Below are 17,887 nucleotides of genomic sequence, written 5' to 3'. Positions count from 1 at the left end.
CTTTCCGGAGTTACGACGATGACGCTATTTTCAAACCAGCCCGGCGACGAAGGATTGCCCGGCCATGAACGCGCCCGGGTGATGGCCGCGGTAATGACCACCACGCTGATGGGCGTTTTTGATGGCACCATGATCAACATCGCCTTGCCTTCGATGGCAAGCGCGATGCAGGTGCCCGCGAATGTGGCCGTCTGGTTCGCCAATGGGTATCTGTTGTCCGCGGCCATGACTCTGGCCATCTTCGCTGCCCTGGCGGCCCGGGTTGGCTACCGCCCGGTGTTTCTGACCGGACTTGCCGTCTTTACACTCACCTCGCTCGGCTGCGCGCTGGCCCGCACCCCGGACATGCTGATCGGGATGCGGATTTTGCAGGGGATTGGCGGGGCGGCCACACTGAGTATTGCCCCAGCGATACTGCGCGCCGTCTTCCCCGGTCGACTGCTTGGCCGCATTCTGGGACTGCACGCCCTGCTGATCGCCTCCAGCACGGCCATTGCACCCGTACTGGGCGGGACGATCCTGGACGTACTGCGCTGGCAGTGGTTATTCGCCATTAACCTTGTTCCCGGAACGATTGCCCTGCTGTTGGCCTGGAAGGCCTTTCCACGACAGCCGGCTTCAGATCCTTCTCCGTTCGATGCCCCGGGGGCACTGCTCTCCGCGGTCCTGTTGGGGGCAATGATCATGGCGGCCAACAGTTTCCAGCATGCTTCGCACCACATCAGCCACGAGGCTATCAGCTGGGCGATGCTGGCCACGATTAGCGCCATCACCTTTGTCTGGCATATTCGCCGCACCCGAAGCCCCATACTGCCTCCCGTTATTTTCCACAACGGACGCTTTACGCTCGCCGCGCTCACGTCGCTGGCCTCGTTTGTGAGCCAGGGCATCACCTTTATCGCCCTGCCGTTCCTGTTTCAGAGCGTGTACGGCTACAGTCCGGTGGTCTCCGCGCTGCTGTTCACGCCCTGGCCGATAGGCATCGTACTGATTGCGCCGCATGCGGGCCGCTGGGCAGACACAATTTCAGCCCCGCTGATATCTACCCTCGGGCTATTCGTGTTTGTGGTGGGGTTGATCCTGCTCGCGACACTGCCCGCCAGCCCTTCCGCATGGAATATCTGCCTGAGAAGCCTGGTGTGCGGGATCGGTTTTGGCTGTTTCCAGAGTCCCAATAACCGGGAAATGCTCTCTAACGTGGTGCGGGAGTATGCCAGCTACGCATCCGGCGTACTGGCTATCGTGCGGACGTTTGGACAATGCCTGGGGGCTGCCGTGGTCGGCGTTCTGCTGGCCACAACGCAGAATCAGCCGGCTTTTGACGATCGGGCCGTTCATTATTCACTGTGGATTGCGGTCATTGCTTCAGCGGTTTCTGTCGTGTTTAGCGTGAGCCGGCTGCGCGCCACGCGTCAGGCTACGGCATAAACACGGTGCAGCGCACTACGCGCTGCACCTGTGATTTACTCCAGCGCCAGCAGCGCAAAACTCGCCAGCCAGTGTCCGCCGCTGTAGTGGCTTCCCACCACATGCTCGACGCTTGCCGCCAGATGTCGGTTGACTGCCTCGCGCAGCGCCTGTTGTCCCGGATGGTTATCGGGCAACGCGCGGGCAATATGCTTCATGCACCAGGCGCGGCTGAGGTTTAACCCATCCAGATGGGCAATTTTCGGGTCGGTACGATCGCTCACTTCTGCCGGGTGCATCAGGGCCGAAACAGACCCCACATCAGGAAGAAAGGCGTCAAACCACGTCGGGAAATGCTCCGCCACCTTACTCATCAACAGCGCTTCCGTCAGCGCGCCGGAAATATACTCATCACCACCCGGTTCATAGTGGGCCGGGTAATGCGTGTCAGCCAGATAAAAGCGCGTCGCCGCCGTCAGAATAGCCTGTTCAAGGGCGTTATCCTGCACTGCCCGGGCGTAATCAATCCCCAGCGCCAGGGCAAAAGCGGTGTTGTAATGCGTACCGACACGGATCGGATAGGTGAGCTTGCTGAGGTAATCCACCAGCCTGTCGCGAATGTCCTGCGTTAACGGCTGCAGTGTCTGATACCAGCTGGCGGCCTGAGGTAACGCGGATTGCTTCAGCTCCTGCGTCAGCGCCAGAAGCCAGCCGTAGCCATAAGGGCGCTCGAACGAGGCGCGAAACGGTGCCTTGAAATAGGCCAGCTCTTTCGCCACCTTCTCCTGCGTGATGTGTTCATCAAACAGGGCGACAATTTCATCCCGGCACGACAGTTCAGGGTAAAGCCGCACGCAGCGCAGCAGCAGCCAGTAGCCGTGCACCGCCGAGTGCCAGTCGAAGCAGCCATAAAAAATGGGGTGCAGTTCGCGGGGTGGCAGGACATCACCGTCATCATTAAGCAGGTGCATAATGTGGTTCGGATATTCCTGGCGTAAATAGGTCAAAGGCATGCGGGCAAACGCGTCGGCCTGGTGTTGCGTTAATTCCATATCAGCTCCTTAGATCGTTGCCGCGCTTAGCGAAAAACGAGGAAATACATTAAGAACACGTTGACCACCAGCAGGGTTAACGCCGTTGGGATCTGGATCTTGATCACCTGGTACTTATCTTTAAGCTCCAGCAGCGCGGCCGGAACGATATTAAAGTTGGCCGCCATCGGCGTCATCAGCGTGCCGCAATAGCCCGCGTACATGCCAATCGCCAGCAGCGGTGCCGGGTTACCATGGTGAACGTTAATCAGGAACGGCAAGGCGATACCGGCGCTGAGCACCGGGAATGCCGCGAAGGCGTTGCCCATGATCATGGTGAAAAGCGCCATGCCCACGCAGTAAATCACCACCAGCATGAACCGGCTATCGGGGTTCACAAACAGGCTTACGACCTTCTGGACTGACTCGCCGGTGTTCGCCACCACAAATACCCCGCCCAGCATGGCCAGCATCTGTGGCAAAATCACCGCCCAGCCAATGGTGTCGACCAGGCGTCGGGACTGGCGAATAGCCTGCAATGGCGTGCCTTTGGTCAGCCACCAGCCGGTCAGGATCGCCGCCACACAGGCGACGCACAGTGCCGCCAGCGTGAGCTGTTTCTGGTCAAGAAGGAATACGCCCCCTATCGACACCCCTTTCAGGAATAATGTCCCGATCACCGTAACCACCGGGATCATCAGCGCAGGCAGGAACAGCCAGTTTTTCAGCCGCGTTGACGAGGCTTCGCGCTCGGCATCGGTAGCCATTTTATAGTGCCCTTTGCCGACCAGACCAAAGCCCGCCAGCAGAGCAATCACAATGACGCAGCCGCCGATAATTCGATAAGCAAGGGATTTGCCCAGCTCCTGCACCATCAGGTCGCCAAACAGGAAGATCCCGCCGAACAGGAACCAGAACAGCGCGGTAGTAAAACGTTTAGGATTCGCGCGATCGCGCAGGGTCATCACGACCAGCAGCATCACGACAAAGCCGATCAGGTAATACACGCGGTTAATGGTGATCAGGGTCATCATGGCGCGATCTCCTGAGTACCCTGCTCAGCGCGCCAGGACATAACGTCACGACGGATGCTGGCATCCAGACGCAACAGGCGCGTCATATGAATAATCAATGCCGCGATGGCGGTCGGAATGGCCCACAGACCGATATGCAACGGTTCAATGCCCTGTATCCCATTCTCTTTCAGGAAAGCGTCGATCAGCAGCACCGCGCCAAACGCGATAAAAATATCTTCGCCAAAGAAAACTGCGATGTTATCGCACGCCGCGGCATGCGCTTTGATCTTGTCCCGGATATGTTGCGGCAGTTCGCCATACTCATTGAGCGCTGCGCCTTCGGCCATTGGTGCTAACAGCGGACGAACGGTCTGAGCATGCCCACCCAGCGACATCAATCCCAGCGCGGCCGTCCCTTCACGCGCCACAAAATAGAGCATCAGAATACGTGCCGAGGTGGCGCTGGCAATCTTTGCCACCCACGCCTGCGCCCGCTCTTTCAACCCGTAATATTCCAGCAGGCCAATAACCGGCAGGATCAGAATAAAGGTTGCAAGGGAACGACTGTTGACGAACTTCTCGCCAAAGGTCTCCAGCAACATCCCAAAATCCATGCCAACCAGCAGTCCGGTAGCCAGCCCCGCCACCACAACCACCAGTAGCGGGTTGAAACGCAGAGCAAAACCAATAACCACCACCGGTATACCGATGAGCGGCAACAGTGTCGAACCGTCCATAAACGTTTACCCTATCCAAAGTGAGCGTTGCGCGCCGGCGGCTATTTTTTTAATACTTCGCATCATGGCGAAGCGGGATGCAGTGCGGCGCGCGATGTTGTGTTTTGCGTCAGGCTCTGCAGAACCTGCACTAAAAAGCTATATCTGAACCACAAAAACATGTAAACAATTTATCAATAAAATGTTCTTATTTTATCGATGAGTTTACATTTCCGGGCCAACGTCACCCCCCGTAAGGAACGTTATGACTGCAAAGAAGAGTGCTGGATCATCAAATCACGACGATATAACCGATGGCCGAATCGTGTCCTCTCGCCATCTGGTATCGGAACGTTGCGCGGAATTATCAGAGCTGGAGTACGCGTTGATCATGACCAGCAACGCGTTTAACAAATGGATGGTGCGCTGCATGACCGCCGCCGGTGAGCCAGATATGGGGGCTTTTGATGTCTCGCTTCTGCATCACGTGAACCACCGGGATCGCAAGAAAAAGCTGGCCGACATCTGCTTTGTTCTGAACGTGGAAGATACCCATGTGGTGACGTATGCACTGAAGAAGCTGGTCAAGGCGGGCTACGTGACGAGTGAAAAAGCCGGAAAAGAGCTCTATTTCTCAACGACGGAGGAAGGGAAAGCGCTATGCATGAAATACCGCGACGTGCGGGAAGCGTGCCTGATCAATATCCATGCGGAGAGCGGGATTTCCGGAGCGTCTATAGGTGACACCGCGCAGCTGCTCCGGACCATATCTTCCCTGTATGACACCGCCGCGCGGGCGGCGGCATCACTGTAGTTAAGGGCGTCTGAAAAGCGAAATACTTCGTCCGGCCAGATTGTATTCCACGGCTTTGGTGATGACCGTCCCGGGGACAACGTCATCCGCCGTGGAGAGTTCCAGTACCCAGCCTCCTTCGCCAAACTGGGGGATCTGGAACGGCACGGTGCCTTCAAACGGGTTAAACAGCATCAGCACATCGTGCCAGAGGCCCGGCTCCTGTCTGAGGTCCGGTCTGCTGATGGATACGCCGAGGGTTGAACCTTCATCCCACTGCTCATCCTGCTGCGGGCCGCCGCCGGCGTTAAACCAGCGGATCTCAAGTCCGTCGCGCCAGCTTTCTCGCCGCAGCAACGGCTGTTTCGCGCGAAGGGCAATCAGATGGCGGGTAAAGTCGCGCAGGGCGGTGTCGTTTTCCGATAACCCCTTCCAGTCGATCCAGGAGATCTCGCTGTCCTGGCAATACCCGTTATTGTTGCCCTTTTGCGTTCGGCCAAACTCGTCCCCGGCCAGCAGCATTGGCGTGCCGTGAGAGAACAACAGCGTGGTGAGGAAATTACGCTTCTGCCGCTCCCGGGTAGCGATAATATCCGGATTCTCTGTCGGCCCTTCCTCTCCGTAGTTATACGACCGGTTATCGTTATGCCCGTCGTTATTGTCTTCACCATTGTCGGCATTATGCTTTTCGTTGTAAGACACCAGGTCGTTCAACGTAAAGCCGTCGTGGGCGGTAATAAAGTTGATGCTGGCCCACGGACGGCGTCCGCGCAGGTCGTACAAGTCACCGGAACCGAGCAGGCGCGCGGCGAAGTCGTTAGACACGTTATCGCCCTTCCAGTACTCACGTACGGTATCGCGGTATTTGTCGTTCCACTCCCCCCAACCTGGCGGGAAGCCGCCGACCTGATAACCGCCGGGGCCGATATCCCAGGGCTCACCAATCAGCTTCAGACGGGATAACACCGGATCCTGCGTGACGGCATCGAAAAAGCCACCGCGCGGATCAAAGCCTTCGGGCTCACGGCCCAGAATTGTCCCGAGGTCGAAACGGAAACCGTCAATATGCATCGATTCGGCCCAGTAGCGCAGTGAATCCATCACCATCTGCAGCACTCTCGGGTGGGAGGTATTCACCGTATTCCCCGTGCCGGTGTCGTTAATGTAATACCGGTGTTGATCGGGTAAGGTGCGGTAATAGCTGAAGTTATCGATGCCCTTAAACGACAGCGTTGGGCCGAGCTCATTGCCTTCTGCCGTGTGGTTATAGACAACATCGAGGATCACCTCGATGCCTGCGTCATGATAGGCGCGCACCATATCGCGAAAACCCTGGATCCCCGCCGGACCGTAATAGCGTGACGCCGGTGCAAAGAAGCCGAGCGTGTTGTAGCCCCAGAAGTTTTTCAGCCCCCTGTCGAGCAGGTGTTGATCGTCCGGGAACCAGTGAACCGGAAGCAGTTCAACCGAGGTGATGCCAAGGCTTTTGATGTAATCGACCGAGGCTTTGTGTCCCATCCCTTCAAACGTACCGCGCAGTTCAGGCGGGATCGCCGGGTTAAGCTGGGTAAAGCCCTTCACGTGGCTCTCATACACAACGGTATTCGGCCACGGAATGGTTGGCCGGTTATCATCCTGCCAGTCAAAAGCATTGGGGTCGATGACCTTGCATTTTGGCGTGAACGGCGCGCTGTCGCGGGTATCAAAACTGAGGTCGAGATCGTCATGACCCAGCTCATAGCCGAAATGGGCGTCGTTCCAGTCGATATCGCCCACCAGTTCACGGGCATACGGATCGATAAGCAGTTTATTGGGGTTGAAGCGATGCCCGTTTTCCGGGTCATAGGGGCCGTAAACACGATAGCCGTACAGCGCGCCAGGCTTCAGATCCGGCACATAGCCGTGCCACACTTCATGGGTATATTCCGGCAGCTCCAGCCGGGCGATTTCGGTTTTTCCTGAAGGGTCAAACAGACAGAGCTCAACCCGCTCCGCATGTGCTGAAAACAGCGCAAAGTTGACCCCCTTCCCGTCATAATTTGCGCCTTGCTGCTGGCCATGACCGGCCCGAATTTCAAACGTATTATCCTTTGGCATTTTTTGTTCTCCACGATCATTCGCAGGTAAGCAGAACCATTAAGCATCCCGTTTCAGACGTTACATCCAGCGTCTCTTGCAGAACCCGGCTTTCACCGGTGAACAGATCCCGGTAGCGTTTTCCTGCCAGCGCATCGGGTATAGCAATAGTGGTATTGGCCCACAGTGCTTCATGGGTTGTCACGTCGAAGACCAGCCGCGGCACGGCAACAATCAGCGCCTCCTCGTCTTTCACGCGTGCGTAAACAATCAGGTTCTCCGCCCGCTCGCCGCTCACCTTCAGCGGTAGCCAGTCACCGTAATGGAATAGCGCGGCATAATGCGGACGAAGCCGTAACAGCGTGGCGGTGACATATTGCTTAACGCTCCCGTCTCGCCAGCATTCCGGGCGGGCAAACACCCCGGCATCCGCCGTGCTGAGGTGGCGCACCAGCGCGGGGAAATCCGGTTCCCGTCGGTTATCCGGGTCGACAAGGCTAAAGTTAAGCGCTTCGCAGCCCTGATAGATGTCCGGTACCCCGGGTGCGGTAAGTTTGATCACCGTCTGGCTGAGGCTGTTCATCAGCCCGGCACGGATAAAGGGCTGCATCGCCTCACTGAAATCCTTCAGGAACAGCGTGTTGTCCGGTGAAAGCAGATGCCGGGCATAGCTCAGCACCACGCTCTCATAGCTTTCGTTGCTGTCTATCCAGTCTGTGCGTTGTTTGGCTTCGCGCAGCGCTTTCTCCAGGAAGCCGAGGAAGCGCTCTTCGAGTGATTTCAGCCCGTCGACATCGTCAGGTGACAGCGTGGCGGGCCAGACGCCGGCCAGAGCCTGATAGATCATCCAGGTATCGGCAGCGTTCGGCGCGGTACCGTCGCTCAGAAAACGCACGTGGGTTTGATTCATCTGCCGCCAGCGGGCCAGATTTTCGCCCCACTGTTCCGGCGCTTCCGTCAGGGTATAGAGGCGTGCCCGGGCATCTTCGCCGCGCTTCGTGTCATGGGTGGATGTCCCGAGTAAGGCGTCAGGCTGGCGGGCAAGACGGATGCGCATTTCCTGATGAAAACGCGATAGCGAAAAGGTGCGCGGCGTCGGGTCTGCCCCCACTTCGTTAAGCGCCAGCTCCAGGTTATGGCGAAAGAACAGCGTATCTTCCACGGATTTCGCCATCAGTGGCCCGGTGAGTTGCTGGAAGCGGGTTCTGAAACGTGCCGCGTCGTCGTGGCAATTTTCAGGAAGATCGCCGGTAAGAATGCATACGATCAGGCTCAGGGCCGCTTCAGAGGTGTTAACGCTTGCGACAACGCGATTGAGCAGCGCCACGTCAGAGGCGGTTAATCCTTCACGGGTGCCGTAGGTCCGATACACCGGAAACGCGATCAGCAACTCGCGCAACGCATGGTGGATCTCGTCGGGTTGCAGTTCAACCGCATTGCGTCGGGCAAGATCGGTGGCGATAGTTAACAGGGTAGTGAATTCGCCCTCGAAATTGCGATCGGTCATCAGCCCTTTGGCATCCCGTAACGCTGCAAACCGATCAACGGTTTCCCCGAGCGTGTCGTCATGGATTTTCTCCAGGCGGTCAAGGCGGCTGTCGTCCACCAGAACTTCCGCCAGCGAGGCAATAAACTCGTATCCCGTGGTGCCGGAGACTGGCCATTCGACGGGCAGCTGTTCCCCTTTGGCGAGAATTTTTTCAACCGTGATGTAACAGGCCGGTCCGGTTGCCTGGCGCAGACGCTGCAGATAGCCCAGCGGATCGGCCAGACCGTCGATATGGTCAATTCGCAGACCGTCAACGACGCCAGAATGAACCAGTTCAAGGATCAATCGGTGTGTATCACTAAATACCGACGCGTCTTCAACCCGCACGCCCACCAGGCCGGTGATTTCGAAGAAACGCCGCCACGAGAGCTGTTTCGGGGCTTCACGCCAGGACATCAGCCTCCAGCTCTGGGCCTCGTGCAGCGCCGCAATGCTTTTACCCTCCACAAAGGTCCCCGGGTTAAGAGGATAGGCGGTGTCGTAGTAGACCAGCGCGGCTTTGTCCGTGACAGGGTCACGTTTTAAAGTGATCGCACCCTTCTCAAGCTCCGCCTCAAAGGTGTCGCCCAGAAACGGCAGCGTAAGCGGCCGTGACCAGTCAATATCGAAATAGCGTGCGTAGCGGCTCTGTTTGCCATGCTCAATCACGTCTCGCCACCAGTGATTCTCCAGCGAGGTCGACATGTGGTTAGGCACAATATCCAGTATCAAGCCCATTCCCGCCTGCCTGAGCGCGGCCGCCATACGGTCGAATCCTTCTCGTCCGCCAATGGCGGGGTCAATTTCATTCGGGTCGGTCACGTCATAGCCGTGCGTAGAGCCAGTCGTGGCGGTGAACACAGGTGACGCGTAAAGATGGCTGATGCCGAGATCTTTCATATACGGCACCAGTTCCACGACACGGTCAAACGTCATGCCGTTGCGGAACTGAATACGGTAGGTCGCGGAAGGGATCATAACGATGCTTCTCCATCAGCAAAGCGAACAACAATACTGTTCGGCGGTAACACCTCGTTCACCTCCGGCCAGCTAAAGAGCGTTTCTCCTGTCAGTGCAGGCACATCAACAGCCTTATTGCCGGTATTGAACGCCAGAGACAACGTTCCGGTCGGGAATCGCCAGCTCACTGCAATCATGCCGGGTGCCGTCCTGATGACTTTGCTCTCCACCGTGACGCCCTTACGCAGTAACGGAACGATATGACGATGGCGCAACGTCAGCAGCGTTCGCGTGAAGCGCAGCCACGTTTTGCCGTCATCGGTGGCGACCTTATTCCAGTCAATTTTGGAGCGAACAAAGGTCTTCACGTCATTCGGGTCGGGGACAGACGCATCGTGCCCGGCATGGCCGGTAAACTCTTTTGCGCGCCCTTCTCTCACTGCTTTGGCAAGCTCACCGTGAAAATCGGTAAAGAACAAAAACGGATTGGTTTCACCAAACTCTTCCCCCATAAACAGCAGCGGAATATGGGGCGAAAGCAGCAGTGCAGCAAGCAACACCCGTGTTTTATCGGCCCCCGCAAGGGCGATCAGTCTCTCTCCCTGAGCGCGGTTGCCGGTTTGATCGTGGTTTTGAATAAAATCGACAAAAAACTGTGGCGGCTGCGTGTGACATTCCACGCCGCGCGATTTGCCGGTCTGGAGAGAAACCTCGCCCTGATAGACAAAACCTTCTGTCAGCGCACGGGCGAGTTTTTTCTCCGGTTCAAAGGCAAAATCCTGGTAGTACGCATGCGTTTCGCCGGTGGCAAAGACATGCGCGGCATTGTGAAAGTCATCGTTCCACTCCGCGGTAAAAAGCGGGGTCGCACCGTGTGCGTCGCGCGGATGCAGGAAGATAACGTTACGGCTGTCTTCGGTGGTGAGATGGATCTGCCGCCCGGGGATAGCCTCGCGAATGCGTTCGGCAATCTCCTGCAGGATATGTTTATCCGATGCGTCTTCAATCTGGTCGATGGCATCAAACCGTAATCCATCAAGATGGTATTCCGTCAGCCAGAACAGCGGGGCTTCGGTAATGTATTGCCTGACCGGCCCAGTCTCGTAAGCAATCCCGTTGCCCCAGGGCGTCATCCGTTCCGCGTCGAAAAACGCGGGTGACAGCACAGGCAGATAATTCCCTTCCGGGCCGAAGTGGTTAAGCACAATATCCAGCACGACAGAAAGCCCAAGCCCATGCGCAGCATCGATAAAGGCGTGGAAGTCTTCTGGCGTGCCATAGGCAGAGTGCGGTGCATACAGCAATACCCCGTCATATCCCCAGCCGCGCGATCCGCCAAACTGTGAGACGGGCATGACTTCAATCTGGGTAATGCCAAGTTCAGCCAGGTAAGGCAGTTTTTCAATGGCGGCCCGGAAGGTGCCCTCCGGGGTAAAGGTGCCGATGTGCAGCTCGTAAATGACCGTGTCTTCCCACGGACGCCCTGCCCACTCCCGGTTGCCGGGCGGATACCGTCTGGCATCGATAACAACCGAGGGACCGTTAACATCCCCAGCCTGGGCGCGCGACGCCGGATCGGGAACGGCCATGCCGTCCTGCAAAACATACTGATATTCTGTGCCGTGCGTGACGCCGGGGACGTCAATCTGGAACCAGCCGCTGCCGACCGCCGTCATTGGCAAGTCGTTTTCTGCCAGACGTAGCGTAAGTTCTTTCTGTCCTTCTGCCCAGACGCGAAAACGTACAACGTCATTGGAAATAAACTCAGCACCCCAGTGTTTTTGAAATGTCCTGAATTCCATTCATTGTCCTCGAATGACCCACATTTTACGCGGAATGAAGTACAAGCTTAGTTCAGGATCAAAAGAGTGTTACGCCAGCGGTTTTAATGGCTTCATCTATTATTTATAAAAATATTCGCCACAAGGAATACCATGCAGATTCGAAAAGGATTAAATACCGACCTCGCACGTCTTGAATGCTGTGACTTTTCATTCACCGTCAGTCACGTTGCGCGGGAGCCTTTTATACATTGTGATTTGCATATCGACGCTGTCGCCGTGCCTTATCGTAAAACGTATGAGCTCGATATGCAGACCCTTGAAAATCATTGCGTTAATCCGGATGCCATATTTCTTGTGGCCGAAACAGATGAGGGAGAAATTGCCGGTTTTATCACCGCGTCAATGAGCTGGAATAAATTTATCGCCGTTGACTATATTGCCGTTGAGCGCACGAAACGCAGAGCTGGCGCGGCACAAAAATTGATGGCGGCCGCACACGTGTGGGCGCGCAGCGTCAACGCGGCTGGATTAAGGCTCGAAACCCAGAATGTGAATGTTTCTGCCTGCCTGTTCTACCGTCATTATGGCTTTACGTTAGGCGGATACGATCGTTTCCTCTACAACGCATTACCGGAAAAAGACGAAATCGCCCTGTTCTGGTATTACATGCTGATCTGACCCTGGCTCTAACGGATATTGGCGGACGAAAGCGATTTGTCTGAAAATTATCCACCCGGCGCGCAAAGGAATGTGCGTCAGAATATGACTCGCCTGCATCCCTTCATTTTTCTGTCACTTAATTTCAATACGCTTACATGATTTTGACAATGACGTTAAGGAAAGAAGAGTGAATTCAATGGCTAAGGCATTACTGCTGGCATTACCTGTTTTGAGCGCGACCGCCACGGCAGCCGACCACGAAATCTGTGAGCCGAAAGCGTATGAGATGGCGCTGCGCTACCAACAGAAATCGGCAGAAATCATGGCACTTCAGCTGCAGACCTATCGTTTCGCCACCGAGCGTTTTAACGAAAAAATAAAAGGGCTGACTGCGCCTGAGAACTATGCCGTTGTGATGGATCTTGATGAAACGGTGCTGGATAACACTCCGTTACTGGCGCGTGATGCCGAACAGTGCCACGACTACACGAAATGGGACACCTGGAGTGACTGGGAAAAACAGGGAAAACCGGAATTAATTCCTGGCGCGAAGGCGTTTCTTGATCGCGTGAATCAAAGTAAGGTCCGTATTTATTATGTATCTGACCGCATGCAGGAAAACAAAGCAGATACGCTCAATACGTTAAAATCCCTTGGCTTACCGCAGGTTTCAGAGGATAGCGTTCTGCTCGATACGGTCAGTAAAGAAGCCCGCCGCCAGAGCATCCTGAAGAAACAGCAGATAATCATGCTCTTCGGTGACAGCCTGCCTGATTTCGCCGCGCAATTTAAAAACAAAAAGCCGAGCGAAGCGCAGCGTGAACTGGTTGAGGCCAGCGCCGATCGCTTTGGCAGTGACTGGATCGTACTCCCCAATGCCGCGTATGGCTCGTGGTCAAAAGCCACGCTTGAAGGCTGGAAAGCCCCGCTGAAGCAATAACGTCTGGCTTGCCGGGTGGCACACTGCTGCCACCCGATATTTGACCCGACCTATCCATCCCGTTTATAGGTCCTATCATTATCAGGCGGGTTCATATAATTTTACGGAGAAGTAAGATGAGCTCTTTCTGAAGGAGACCCTTATGCTGACCGTAAAAAAACTTGCCCTGACAACGCTGATTTCCAGTTCGTTATTGTTCTACCCTGCGCTTCAGGCTTCGGCAGAAACGCCCCAGCACGTGGTTAAACAGCCTGCCGGGGGGTACAGTGTGCAGGTTGGCGATATTATGGTGACCTCGTTTACCGACGGTACCGTGGCGCAAGACCTGCACAAATTACTTCGTCGGACGACCCCGCAGAAGACCGATGCGTTGCTCACACAAAATTTCCAGACCAACCCGGTAGAGGCGTCCATTAATGCTTTTCTGATTGCTCTGCCCGGCCACAAGATTCTGGTGGATACCGGCTCAGGCCAGCTTTTTGGCCCCGGTAACGGCGGGCGACTGATTGAGAGTCTGGCAACGCAGGGGATCGCGCCGCAGGACATCACCGAGATTTTACTGACCCATGCGCACTCCGATCATGCCGGTGGCCTGGTCAAAGATGGCAAGGCGGTGTTTACCAATGCGCGCGTTTTTGTCGGCAAACCTGACATCGACTTTTTCTTTAACAATGATAATCAGAAAAAAACCGGCTACGACCAGAACTACTTCGATGTCGCGCAGAAAACCTTAAAACCGTATCGTGATGCCGGCAAGGTGGTTCCTTTTTCCGGAACCTCGCAGCTTCTGCCCGGGATAACCGGCACGGTTCACCCGGGCCATACGCCTGGATCGGCCTTCTATACGCTGGAAAGTAAAGGCGAGAAAATCACCTTTGTCGGCGATATTATCCACGTCGCGGCGGTACAGTTCCCGCAGCCCGCCGTGACCATCGCCTACGACCAGGATCAGGATGGTGCGGCACGTGTCCGCCAGGATGCTTTTGCTGATTTTGTGAAAAACAGAGACCTTGTCGCAGCCCCCCACCTGCCGTTCCCGGGTATCGGTTACGTCACGAAAGGCGAGCACGGCGGTTACGCCTGGGTGCCCGTCACCTACACCAATCGCGACAGCCACAGCGCAAAGTAAAACGGATAACACGATGACGCCCGTTGCTGAGATGGATATCGACCTGATCCTGACGCTGGATGCATTGCTCCAGGATCAGAACATCACCCATGCGGCCGCGCGGCTCGGCATCAGCCAGCCCGCGATGTCCGCCCGTCTGGCGCGCCTGCGTTCGCTCTTTGGCGAACCGTTGTTTATCCCTTCCCCACATGGACGTGGGGTGTTGCCCACGCCCAGAGCGGAAGCGCTGCGACCGCAGGTCATGACCGTATTGCGGGGCATTAACGCGATGTTTGCTCCCACCACCTTTGATGCGCAAACCAGCCAGCGGACATTTGTGATTGCCCTGCATGAAAATCCGGCCCTGATGCTGGGTGCCGAACTGCTTAATCAGTTCCGGGCCCATGCCCCGGGGATCCGCTTGCGATTCGCGCTGCCAGAAATGGCAACCCTGCCACAGCAGCTGGAAAAGGGTGATGTGGATGCCTATATCGGTGTGAGCGCCGGCGCGCACGACGGCTGGGTCAGACGCAAACTTTTCGATGACCAGTTTGCAACAGCCCAGCGAAAAGGCCACCCCCGCGGTGTCGGGCCACTGGATCTGGAGCACTATTGCGCGCTCTCTCATCTGGTGGTCTCTTCAGAGGGTGACCCGTTTACCGGCTTTGTGGATCAAACCCTGGGCGGACTGGGGTATCAGCGCAACGTGGTGATGTCCACGCAGAGCTACGCCATGGCACCTCCACTTGTCGCCAGCACGGACCTGCTCTGCACCTTACCGGAACGTATGCTGCAACGCTTTGCCTCGACGCTGGATATCTTTCCCCCGCCGCTGCCGCTGCAGCCGATTACCATCAGCATGTACTGGCACCCGAAAAACAGTCAGGATCCGGCAAGCCTCTGGCTGCGCGAGCAACTGCTGCTGGCCGCGGGACGTCAGATGTGATCGAGGGTATGCAGAAATTTCTTTAACACCTCTGAGCGAATGATCCGGTGGCACACCAGCTTCAGCTCGCTTTCCCTGAGCCTGTCAATGATGTCGACGTACACGACATTCTCCACGCTGACTGCCCTGGCGGAGACCGGCAGTAGCGCCATGCCAAAACCCGCAGAGACCAGGCTGATGACAGTAGGTACGTCGGTGGCGTTTTGTACCACCTCAGGCTGGAAACCTGCGCCGTAACAAACGTCATAGAAGTACTGTTCGAGGCCCATTCCCTCCGGGTCGCGCAGGGAGATCCATTTTTCATCTTTCACCGAGGCGAGCGTAAGCGCGGACGATTTTGCCAGAGGATGCTGTGAAGAGAGCGCCAGCACCGTTTTCTCGGACGTAAACGGGCGGCTTTGCAGGTCGTCAGGCAGGGACGGCAGCGGTGCCCGAATGATGGCCACATCCAGCTGGTTGCTTTGCACGGCGGTATAGAGCGTCTGCACATTCCCCGTCATTAGCGACATGGTGATGGCAGGCCACCGACTGTGCATCTGGCGCAGCGCGGCAGGCAGCCTGGTGTCAAACATGGCGCTCGATACGCACCCGAGATTCAACACCCCCTGCTCCCCCCTCGCCGTTTGCCTGGCGTCCAGTACCGCCTGTTCCGTCAGGGCGATGGCCAGCCTGGCTTTCTCCAGGAAAGCTTCACCGGCCGGCGTCAGGGTTAAACGGCGGTTCGCCCGGCTAAAGAGCGTAACGCCTAACCGTTCCTCTAACGTTTTAATCTGCTGACTCAGCGCGGGTTGTGCCATGTTCAGGCGCTCCGCAGCCCGGTGCATGTGAAGCTCTTCCGCAACGACAATGAAATTACGCATCTGACGAAATTGCATAACGCTTCCCCGGATTTTTTGATAACAAATTTATTATCAAAATAGCAGTAATGATGCAATTGATGCTATGGGCTATTGCCATAAAAATGGAGGCATGCAAACACGGGAGGAAAAAATGGAAAGCCCAGTCAACGATCTCAGAAGTGCCATCGCGTTACTGCAACGCCACGAAGGACAATATATTGAAACGGATCATCCGGTGGATCCCAACGCGGAGCTGGCGGGTGTTTATCGACACATTGGTGCGGGCGGCACGGTGAAACGCCCTACCCGAACGGGCCCGGCCATGATGTTCAATAACGTTAAAGGTTATCCGGATTCGCGTATCCTGGTGGGCATGCACGCCAGCCGGGAAAGAGCGGCACTCCTTCTGGGATGTGAACCCTCGACGCTCGCGCAGCACGTCGGTCAGGCCGTGAAAAACCCGATCGCGCCGGTTGTTGTCCCGGCATCGCAGGCCCCTTGCCAGGAGCAGGTATTCTACGCTGACGATCCTGATTTTGATCTGCGTAAACTGCTTCCGGCCCCGACCAACACGCCGATTGATGCTGGCCCGTTCTTCTGTCTGGGGCTGGTACTGGCAAGCGATCCGGAAGACAGTTCGCTGACTGACGTCACGATTCACCGTCTCTGCGTTCAGGAGCGCGATGAGCTTTCCATGTTCCTGGCCGCGGGGCGCCACATTGAGGTCTTTCGTAAAAAGGCTGAAGCAGCCGGAAAACCGCTGCCGGTGACGATCAACATGGGGCTCGACCCGGCGATTTATATCGGTGCCTGCTTTGAAGCGCCCACGACGCCGTTTGGTTATAACGAACTGGGCGTTGCCGGGGCGCTGCGTCAGAAACCGGTCGAACTGGTGCAGGGCGTGGCGGTAAAAGAGAAAGCGATCGCGCGGGCTGAAATCATTATCGAAGGCGAACTGCTGCCAGGGGTGCGCGTTAGAGAAGATCAGCACACCAACAGTGGCCATGCGATGCCGGAATTTCCGGGCTACTGCGGCGAGGCAAACCCTTCTTTGCCCGTCATCAAAGTGAAAGCCGTCACCCTTCGTCACCAGGCAATTCTGCAAACGCTGGTGGGGCCAGGTGAAGAGCACACCACGCTCGCTGGCCTGCCAACGGAGGCCAGCATCCGCAATGCCGTTGAAGAGGCCATTCCGGGCTTCCTGCAAAATGTCTATGCGCATACCGCGGGCGGCGGTAAGTTCCTCGGCATTCTGCAGGTGAAAAAACGCCAGCCATCCGATGAAGGACGTCAGGGACAGGCGGCGCTTATCGCACTCGCGACCTATTCCGAGCTGAAAAACATCATTCTTGTCGACGAAGACGTGGATATTTTCGACAGTGACGACATCCTGTGGGCGATGACCACCCGCATGCAGGGAGATGTCAGCATCACCACTATTCCAGGGATCCGCGGCCACCAGCTGGATCCGTCGCAGTCGCCGGATTACAGCACGTCGATTCGCGGAAATGGCATTTCCTGTAAGACCATCTTCGATTGCACGGTACCGTGGGCGCTGAAGGACCGCTTCGAACGCGCGCCGTTTATGGAGGTTGACCCACGTCCGTGGGCACCAGATTTGTTTGACACAAAACACGACTAGCGCGTTCGCGATACAGAAGAGCGTATGGCTTTCGGGTCATACGCTCTTCTGTTTTTCATCGCAGGCAAAAAGGGAAATTGCCGCTTCCCCTGCTTTCTTGTACCCTTTCGTCGTTAACCCCAACCCCACAAGAACTGAGACATCCGGACGCTTATGACTGCACACCTTTCTAAAGACCCTTTACATGGCGTAACGCTGGAGATGCAGGTCAATGCCCTGGTTGCACGATATGGCTGGAGTGAGTTGGGCGATCGAATCAAAATTAACTGTTTCAGAAAAGACCCAAGCGTTAAATCGAGCCTGAAATTTCTGCGCCGCACGCCCTGGGCTCGCGCAGAAGTTGAAGCCCTGTATCTTGATTCCCTGAATGATGAGGGGATCGCAGAACCGGACGAACCCGCCTTTAACCCCTGGGCTAACAGTCGGATAACCAAGAGCTAA

Annotated in this window: 15 protein-coding genes; 8 read left to right on the top strand and 7 right to left on the bottom strand. The window is 56.3% G+C overall.

What is annotated here, in order from left to right; genetic code table 11:
- The first annotated feature begins 18 nt into the window (after positions 1-18).
- The gene (locus AB6731_RS04800) at positions 19-1,428 is read left to right on the top strand and encodes an MFS transporter (protein ID WP_371005955.1); all 1,410 of its coding nucleotides are present in this window, start codon (positions 19-21) and stop codon (positions 1,426-1,428) included.
- A 35-nt stretch (positions 1,429-1,463) separates the two neighbouring features.
- On the opposite strand, the gene AB6731_RS04795 is transcribed toward AB6731_RS04800, so the two are convergent.
- Genes AB6731_RS04795 through AB6731_RS04785 form a run of 3 tightly spaced genes read right to left on the bottom strand, consistent with a single transcriptional unit; the run spans position 1,464 to position 4,191 of the window.
- The gene (locus tag AB6731_RS04795; protein ID WP_371005954.1) at positions 1,464-2,459 is read right to left on the bottom strand and encodes a DUF2891 domain-containing protein; all 996 of its coding nucleotides are present in this window, start codon (positions 2,457-2,459) and stop codon (positions 1,464-1,466) included.
- A gap of 26 nt (positions 2,460-2,485) precedes the next feature.
- A complete protein-coding gene (locus AB6731_RS04790) occupies positions 2,486-3,472 on the bottom strand; it encodes a DUF979 domain-containing protein (RefSeq protein WP_014170090.1) in 987 nt (328 codons plus the stop codon).
- Positions 3,469-4,191 (bottom strand): DUF969 domain-containing protein, encoded by a 723-nt coding sequence (locus tag AB6731_RS04785; RefSeq protein WP_014170091.1) that lies wholly within the window; start codon positions 4,189-4,191, stop codon positions 3,469-3,471. Before AB6731_RS04785 ends, AB6731_RS04790 begins: the two co-directional genes overlap by 4 nt.
- Positions 4,192-4,435: 244 nt before the next feature.
- Between AB6731_RS04785 and AB6731_RS04780 the strand changes: the two genes are divergently transcribed.
- On the top strand, positions 4,436-4,984 hold the full coding sequence (locus AB6731_RS04780) for a winged helix DNA-binding protein (RefSeq protein WP_014170092.1): 549 nt from the start codon (positions 4,436-4,438) through the stop codon (positions 4,982-4,984).
- On the opposite strand, the gene glgX is transcribed toward AB6731_RS04780, so the two are convergent.
- From glgX to treZ, 3 genes are read right to left on the bottom strand one after another with little or no spacing between them, the layout of a single operon-like run.
- Entirely contained in the window at positions 4,985-7,060 is a 2,076-nt protein-coding gene (gene glgX, locus AB6731_RS04775) for a glycogen debranching protein GlgX (protein WP_049022553.1), read from the bottom strand.
- A 16-nt stretch (positions 7,061-7,076) separates the two neighbouring features.
- Positions 7,077-9,545, bottom strand: a complete 2,469-nt coding sequence (gene treY, locus AB6731_RS04770; protein ID WP_371005953.1) for a malto-oligosyltrehalose synthase — start codon at positions 9,543-9,545, stop codon at positions 7,077-7,079.
- Positions 9,542-11,329, bottom strand: a complete 1,788-nt coding sequence (gene treZ, locus AB6731_RS04765) for a malto-oligosyltrehalose trehalohydrolase (RefSeq protein ID WP_371005952.1) — start codon at positions 11,327-11,329, stop codon at positions 9,542-9,544. The genes treY and treZ overlap by 4 nt, the downstream gene beginning before the upstream one ends.
- 132 nt (positions 11,330-11,461) lie before the next feature.
- On the opposite strand from treZ, the gene AB6731_RS04760 reads away from it, so the two are divergent.
- From AB6731_RS04760 to AB6731_RS04745, 4 genes are all read left to right on the top strand, one after another.
- The gene (locus AB6731_RS04760) at positions 11,462-11,989 is read left to right on the top strand and encodes a GNAT family N-acetyltransferase (RefSeq protein WP_020884118.1); all 528 of its coding nucleotides are present in this window, start codon (positions 11,462-11,464) and stop codon (positions 11,987-11,989) included.
- Between the two features lie 178 nt (positions 11,990-12,167).
- A complete protein-coding gene (locus AB6731_RS04755; RefSeq protein ID WP_371005951.1) occupies positions 12,168-12,911 on the top strand; it encodes a 5'-nucleotidase, lipoprotein e(P4) family in 744 nt (247 codons plus the stop codon).
- A gap of 142 nt (positions 12,912-13,053) precedes the next feature.
- The gene (locus tag AB6731_RS04750) at positions 13,054-14,040 is read left to right on the top strand and encodes an MBL fold metallo-hydrolase (protein ID WP_014170098.1); all 987 of its coding nucleotides are present in this window, start codon (positions 13,054-13,056) and stop codon (positions 14,038-14,040) included.
- 13 nt (positions 14,041-14,053) lie between these two features.
- Positions 14,054-14,965, top strand: coding sequence for a LysR family transcriptional regulator (locus AB6731_RS04745; protein WP_063214438.1), 912 nt, complete (start codon positions 14,054-14,056; stop codon positions 14,963-14,965).
- On the opposite strand, the gene AB6731_RS04740 is transcribed toward AB6731_RS04745, so the two are convergent.
- Complete coding sequence (locus AB6731_RS04740) at positions 14,956-15,840, bottom strand: LysR substrate-binding domain-containing protein (RefSeq protein ID WP_221709411.1); 885 nt, start codon at positions 15,838-15,840, stop codon at positions 14,956-14,958. The two genes, AB6731_RS04745 and AB6731_RS04740, sit on opposite strands and share 10 nt — an antisense overlap.
- 115 nt (positions 15,841-15,955) lie before the next feature.
- Between AB6731_RS04740 and AB6731_RS04735 the strand changes: the two genes are divergently transcribed.
- Both AB6731_RS04735 and AB6731_RS04730 read left to right on the top strand, forming a co-directional pair.
- Entirely contained in the window at positions 15,956-17,446 is a 1,491-nt protein-coding gene (locus AB6731_RS04735) for a UbiD family decarboxylase (protein ID WP_020884113.1), read from the top strand.
- Positions 17,447-17,599: 153 nt separating this feature from the next.
- Entirely contained in the window at positions 17,600-17,887 is a 288-nt protein-coding gene (locus AB6731_RS04730) for a VF530 family DNA-binding protein (RefSeq protein WP_014170105.1), read from the top strand.

Origin of the sequence: Enterobacter sp. RCC_40, assembly GCF_041360735.1 — a bacterium.
GTDB classification, from domain to species: domain Bacteria; phylum Pseudomonadota; class Gammaproteobacteria; order Enterobacterales; family Enterobacteriaceae; genus Enterobacter; species Enterobacter ludwigii.
The sequence above is the reverse complement of the archived record's forward strand: the minus strand, read 5'-3'. Positions and strand labels throughout refer to the sequence as shown.